Source organism: Anaerolineales bacterium, assembly GCA_022866145.1.
Lineage (GTDB): Bacteria > Chloroflexota > Anaerolineae > Anaerolineales > E44-bin32 > PFL42.
Window position 1 is genome coordinate 21,919 of the sequence record JALHUE010000273.1, and the last position, 6,000, is coordinate 27,918.

General features: G+C 65.7%; 4 protein-coding genes. 2 read left to right on the plus strand and 2 right to left on the minus strand.

What is annotated here, in order from left to right; translation table 11 throughout:
• Positions 1–656 precede the first annotated feature (656 nt).
• Entirely contained in the window at positions 657–1,643 is a 987-nt protein-coding gene (locus MUO23_08540; protein MCJ7513004.1) for an NBR1-Ig-like domain-containing protein, read from the minus strand.
• A gap of 436 nt (positions 1,644–2,079) precedes the next feature.
• Complete coding sequence (locus tag MUO23_08545; GenBank protein ID MCJ7513005.1) at positions 2,080–2,439, minus strand: NBR1-Ig-like domain-containing protein; 360 nt, start codon at positions 2,437–2,439, stop codon at positions 2,080–2,082.
• 559 nt (positions 2,440–2,998) lie between these two features.
• On the opposite strand from MUO23_08545, the gene MUO23_08550 reads away from it, so the two are divergent.
• Positions 2,999–4,711, plus strand: coding sequence for an ABC transporter ATP-binding protein/permease (locus MUO23_08550; GenBank protein MCJ7513006.1), 1,713 nt, complete (start codon positions 2,999–3,001; stop codon positions 4,709–4,711).
• Positions 4,708–6,000: ABC transporter ATP-binding protein/permease (locus MUO23_08555; protein ID MCJ7513007.1), on the plus strand; the 1,293-nt coding region annotated here is incomplete at its 3' end. The genes MUO23_08550 and MUO23_08555, both read left to right, overlap by 4 nt.

Below are 6,000 nucleotides of genomic sequence, written 5' to 3' on the forward strand. Positions count from 1 at the left end.
GCAGCCTGGTCCTGGTGATCGGGCAGGGGGTGCCGGCGGCCGTGGCCGTTGGCGCGAGGTCGGATCATCGGTTCGACTGGCCTCCGGGCCTCCCCGAGACGGTGCAGGTCATAGGACTTGCCTGCGTGGTTGGCGGAACTGCGTTGGGCACCTGGGCGATGCTCAGCAACCGCTGCTTGTCTGCTGTCGTCCGAATCCAGGCTGACTGGGGTCAACAGGTAGTCACCACGGGGCCCTATCGCAGCATGCGTCTTCGTCCTACGCGGGGGGCATCCTCGCCTCCCTTGGGCTGCCGTACCTGTTGGTCGCGGTCTGGGCGTTCCTGCCGGGAGCCGTTGTGATTCTCGTCCTCGCCGGGCGCACGGCGCGAGAAGACCGCGTGCTCATCGATGAACTCCCCGGCTATCACCAGTCCACCCAGGCCACCCGCTACCGCCTGGTTCTCGGCGGGTGGTAGGCTCCCCTTGCGGGGAGGCAAGGATCGGTTAATCTCCCCCCTGGCCAAGTCAAGCACAACCGGATGGGGCGGCGCGCCGCCCCATCCGGTTGTTGTCGATCGAGGTCCGGTCTGCCCGGACCGCGTGCGTTGAGCAGCCCGGGGTATCTATCGCAAGGACCGGCGACACCTCAGGCCCGGGCCGCTTGCTGCCGTTGGATCAAAGGTTCTTGACTACGACCTCTTTCATGCGGACGTTGTTGCCCTCGTCGCTCTCGTCGACATCATCGTCGGTGTCGACCTCGGCCTTGGTGTTAATCGACGAATACCAGCTCGGATAGCCCACGTAGGTGCAGTTCAGGGTCTGATCGTCATCCGGCTCCAGATCGTCGACGTCCCAGCTGCAGGCAGCGGAGGGATAGCTTTCGCCCGGCCACCACTTGACCGTGAAATCTTTGGCGATCTCCCCGCCCTGATTCTTGATCTTGACGCTGACCGACACGGACTGGCTCATAAAGGGAGACTCAGGATCGAGCGTGATGCTCTTGACCACTAGATCGGGTTTGATCGAAGCCGCGGTCACAGCCTTGATCTTCACCCAGAATGAATTGGCAGCGGAAGGACCGATACCGAACAGCACCCCGCCCGGTTCCTTCAGGCGGAAGTTGCCCTGGTAGGTCCCGGAGCTGTTGGGCGCCGTCAGGTCGACGGAGACGTCGACAGTCGAGCCCGGGGCGACGGTGCCGGAGGTCAGCGTCACCGAGTCCGGCGCCCCCATCCGATCCCCGCTGTCGAAGACCAACTTGTAGCCGGAAGTCCAGCTGCAGGTTCCAACGTTCTTCAACCGCCAGGTCTTGGTGAAATTCGTGTTGACCACGACCTGGGTGCTGTCCGGGTAGTTGACGTCGGTCACGAACGAGGCGGCGTTGCATGGGGTGGAGGGGGTTGCGGTCGGCGGCACCGCTGTCGGCGGCGGCGGGGTCGGTGAGGCAAGCACCTCCGTCGGGGGCGGCACCGTCGGGACCAGGGTCGGCGGCACCAGCGTGACCGCCAACTGGGTGAGTTGCAGGGCGGCATCGACCGTGGCGGCGGCGGACGTCGCCACCGGGTCACCCTGGGCAGCCTGGTAGCCGGGGAAGTTGCAGGCAGCCAACAAGAGCATGGCAACCACTAGCAGACTGACGGCAGACATCGAGGGCTTCTTCATCATCCTTCTCCTTTTTGCCAGGGGGGTCCCTTGCGAGGCGACCTCAAGGCTGGCACAGCCGAGCGCAGGCCGGCGCGCTTGGGCGATGCAGGATCTGGGCCGCGGCCGGCGCCACCCGACCGGTTCAGCACGCCGATGATTGTGCCAGAAATCCGCCAAGCGCACCACCGGCCAGGTTTCCCCGGCAGGCCTTGAAGGCTCCAGCTGAGCCGCCATCGAAACCCGCCTCCTCCCGGCGGCAACTCCCCACCCCCCCCGGGCCGGGATCGAGACGGAGGGCAGAGCCGGAGTGCCTTGGCGGGGAGGCCTCCGGCGAAGGGGCATCCGGAGTGAGGCCGGGGATGCCTTGGGGATAAGCATCGACCGCGCCGGATCCCTTGCGGAGGGCTGCCGGCCGGCTGCCACGCCGACGAAGCGAGTGCCCTGCCCCTGACCCTCAAGGTAAGATCGTGCCGATCGGCAGGATGAAGAGCGTCAGCCTCAGCAATAACAGCTTAGTGGCCTTGATCTTCACCCAGAAAGCACCCGAGGCTGCCGGCCCGATGTCGAACACAACTCCGCTCGGATTGCGGATCTTGAAGTAGCCCTGGTACGTTCCTGCCTCGCCCGGGGCCTTGAGGCCCACGGAGACATCGACGGTTTCCCCCAGGGGAACGGCGCCGCCGGTCAAGGTGAGGGAATCGGGCGCCGACCTGCGATCGCCGCTGTCGAAGATCAGCTCGTAGCCCGAGGTCCAGGTGCAGGTCCCGACGTTCTTCAAGCGCCAGGTCTTGGTGAACGAGGCGCCCAGGAACACCTCTGCCTCATCGGAATAGGTGACATCCCTGACGAAGGCCGCAGCCCCGCACGGCTGGAGCGGTCTGGGTCACCGTAGAGGAGGCGTGGGCGTCCTGCTCAGCGAAGCCATGGCCGTCGCACTCTCGGCTGGTGGGGCCGGGTTGTCGCTGATCGGAGGCGGAGTTTCTGATGCGGATTGCGGCGGCGCCTGACTGACGATCGCCTCAGCCTGCCGGCCGCGGCGGTCTGATCGGCCTGCCCGCCTCCGGCTTCTGCATGCAGGTCGCTGTCTTGATTCGCCAGGGTAACGCCCGCGCCGGGATTCTCGGTCAGGCGCTCCCAGCTCGCTTCAAGCCAGGCCTCGTTTCGGGGGCAGGCCGGCTGTCACTCCGTGCTTCGGGCCAGCCAACCTGCGGTTGGAGGCAACTGTACCCGGCGGAGCGAGGCGCCGGTCGCCGGCGGGTATGGTATCCTGTTCGCTCGGTGCCCTGCTCTCGATCTCTCCGGGACCGGCCAATCCAATGACCACCGCAGAATTCAGCCTCCCGCAGTCGGCGCGATCCGACCGGCGATCTCCCTTGCGCTGGATCAGCTGGCATGTCGGGCGCCACGCCTGGCTGGGCGTCGTCCTGCTGGCCGGCGCCTTCGGCAACGCCATCCTGGCGGCGGTGATGTTCATGCTCATCGGCCAGGGCTTGAACGCCGTCCTGCAGTCTCCGCCCGACCTCAGCCTGTTGCTGCGAATCTCCCTGCTGATCGCGGTCTCCCAGGTGATCCGGGGCGGGCTGCAGTTGGCCCGCAACTTCAGCGCCGAGATGATCGGCCAGCGGCTTGAGCGGGAGATCCGCGACGAGCTCTATCTCAGCCTGCTGGGCAAGAGCATGACCTTCCACAGCCTGCAGCCAGTTGGCGACACCATGGCTCGCGCCACCAATGATGTCCGCGAGGTCAACCTGATGTTCAGCCCCGGGCTCAACCTAGTCATCGGCTCGGCCAACTTTCTGCTGGCCCCGCTGCTGTTGGCGCCCCGCTACCATCCTTCGCTCATTCTTGTGCCGGCCCTGTTCATCCTGACCTATGCCCTCTCGCTCTGGCAGTACCTGGCCGAGCTGCGGCCGATCGCCGAGGATTCGCGCTTGGCATTCGGACGCATGAATACCCACTTGGCGGAGGCGCTGGACGGCATCGAGGTCGTCAAGGGGCATGCCCAGGAGGCCGCCGAGGTCGAACGCTTCGGATCCTTTGCCGTCAACTCCCGCAATGCCTTTGTGCGCCAGGGGGATGTTGAGGCTCGCTTCCTGCCCTTGCTGCTGATGGGGGTGGCCGAGGCGGCGGCATTGCTCCAGTCGTTGCTGCTCTTCCAACGGGGTGTGCTCGACGTTGGACAGGTGGTGGGATTCTTCGGCATGATCCAGCTCTTCGGGTTCCCAACTTTCGTTTCGCTGTACGCCTACTCTCAGGTGGCGCTGGGGATGGCCAGCGCCCGCCGGATTCTGGAGCTGATCACCCGCGAGACCGAGCTTGATCGCAACCCCGGCGGGTTGGCCCGCCCAATGCGTGGCGAGATCACCTTCGAGGACGTATCGTACGCCCACCAGGGTCAGCATTCCGGCTTGCAGCAAGTCAGCTTCCATGTGTCGCCGGGCAAGACAATTGCCGTCGTCGGTCAGACTGGTTCGGGTAAGAGCACCCTGATCCGCTTGCTCAACCGCACCCACGACGTCGACCAGGGATCGGTGAAAGTGGATGGCGTGGATGTTCGCCAGTGGGACTTGGAGTCATTGCGCCAACAGATCTCGATCATCGAGCAGGATGTCTTTCTGTTCTCGCGCACGGTGGCTGAGAACATCGCCTTCGGGCGACCCGGCGCGAGCCAGACCGAGATCGAGGCCGCTGCCCGCGGCGCTCAGGCGCACGAGTTTATCGCCGCAATGCCCGAAGGCTATCAGACCGTCGTCGGTGAGCGTGGGGTTACCCTGTCGGGAGGCCAGCGCCAACGGATTGCCCTGGCGCGAGCCTTCCTGACCAACCCCAGCATCCTGGTGCTGGACGATTCGACGTCGTCGATTGACAGCGCCACCGAAGACCAGATCCAGCGGGCGATCTTCCGGGCAGCTGCCGGGCGTACCACCCTCATCATCACCCACCGCCTGTCTCAGATCCGCTGGGCGGATTTGGTCCTGGTGCTGCGCAAGGGCCAGCTGGTGGCCTGCGGTGGACACGCGGATCTGCTGGCCGCCTCCGAGGCCTATCGCCGCATCTTCAGCCCCTCGCTGCGGGAGAACGCGTGAGCTTCTTCGAGGGCCTGGACGCCGAATCCTACGATCGCACCTACCGCGACCGCGAGCTGGCACAGCGGATGCTGGTGTACTTCCGCCCCCACACCCGGGCGCTGGCCCTGTCGGTAGTGATGATCCTGCTGATCTCGCTGGCGGGAGCACTGCTGCCGATCGTGGCCGCCCTGGGTGTGGACGCCATGGCCGCCCAGCGGAGCGGGCCGTGGGTGATCGTGCTGCCGCTGCTCGTGCTGGCGCTGGGCGTCGTGATCTGGGGCGCCAACTGGGTTCGGCGGCGGCTGACCAGCCGGGCCGTCGCCGATGTGATGCTGGCCTTGCGTCGCAACGCCTTCGCCGCCGCCGCCGATCACGATCTGTCCTTCTACGACGACCTCGCTTCGGGCAAGGTCGTCAGCCGTATCACCTCCGACACTTCCGAATTCGCCCAGGTTGTGGTCCTGGTCACCGACCTGCTCAGCGAGATCCTCCAAGCGCTGGTCCTATTTGTCGTGCTGGTGCGCATCGAGCCCAGCCTGATTCCCTGGCTGCTGGCCATGTTGCCGGTCGTGTTCCTGGTGTCCTTGCTCTTTCGGCGCCAGGCTCGGATGGTCACCCGTCAGGGCTTCCGGGCCATGGCCAGCGTCAATGGCCTGGTCAAGGAAGCCGTCAGCGGGATCCTGGTGGCCAAGAACTTCCGCCAGGAAGCGGCCATCTACCAGGAGTTCGACCGGGTGAACCGGCAGAGCTATCGGATCAACCTGCGACGCGGTTTCGTTCTGGCTGTTGTGTTCCCCGTGCTGAACGGCCTCGCCGGCATTGCCGTCGCCATCGTGCTGTACGTTGGCGGGTTATACGCCGCGGCTGGGGCCATCACCGTCGGCGCCTGGTACCTGTTCATCAGCAGCATGGATCGCTTCTGGTTTCCGGTGCTCAATCTGACCGCGTTCTGGAGTCAGGTGCAGGGTGGCCTCTCGGCTGCCGAGCGCATCTTCGCCCTGATTGATGCCGAGCCGGCGGTGGTGCAGCTGGACCAGGTTCCGGTGCCGCCTCTGCGCGGGGAGATCACGTTCGACCAGTTGGATTTCTCATACGGCAAGGGCGTGACCGTGCTTTCGAGCTTCGATCTGCACATCCCCCCCGGCCAGACAGTGGCGCTGGTCGGACACACCGGCGCCGGGAAATCCTCCATCGCCCGCCTGATCGCCCGCTTCTACGAGTACCAGGGCGGGCGGCTGCTGGTGGATGGGCATGACCTGCGCGCCTTTAACCTGCGCGCCTACCGCCGCCAGCTGGGAATCGTGTCC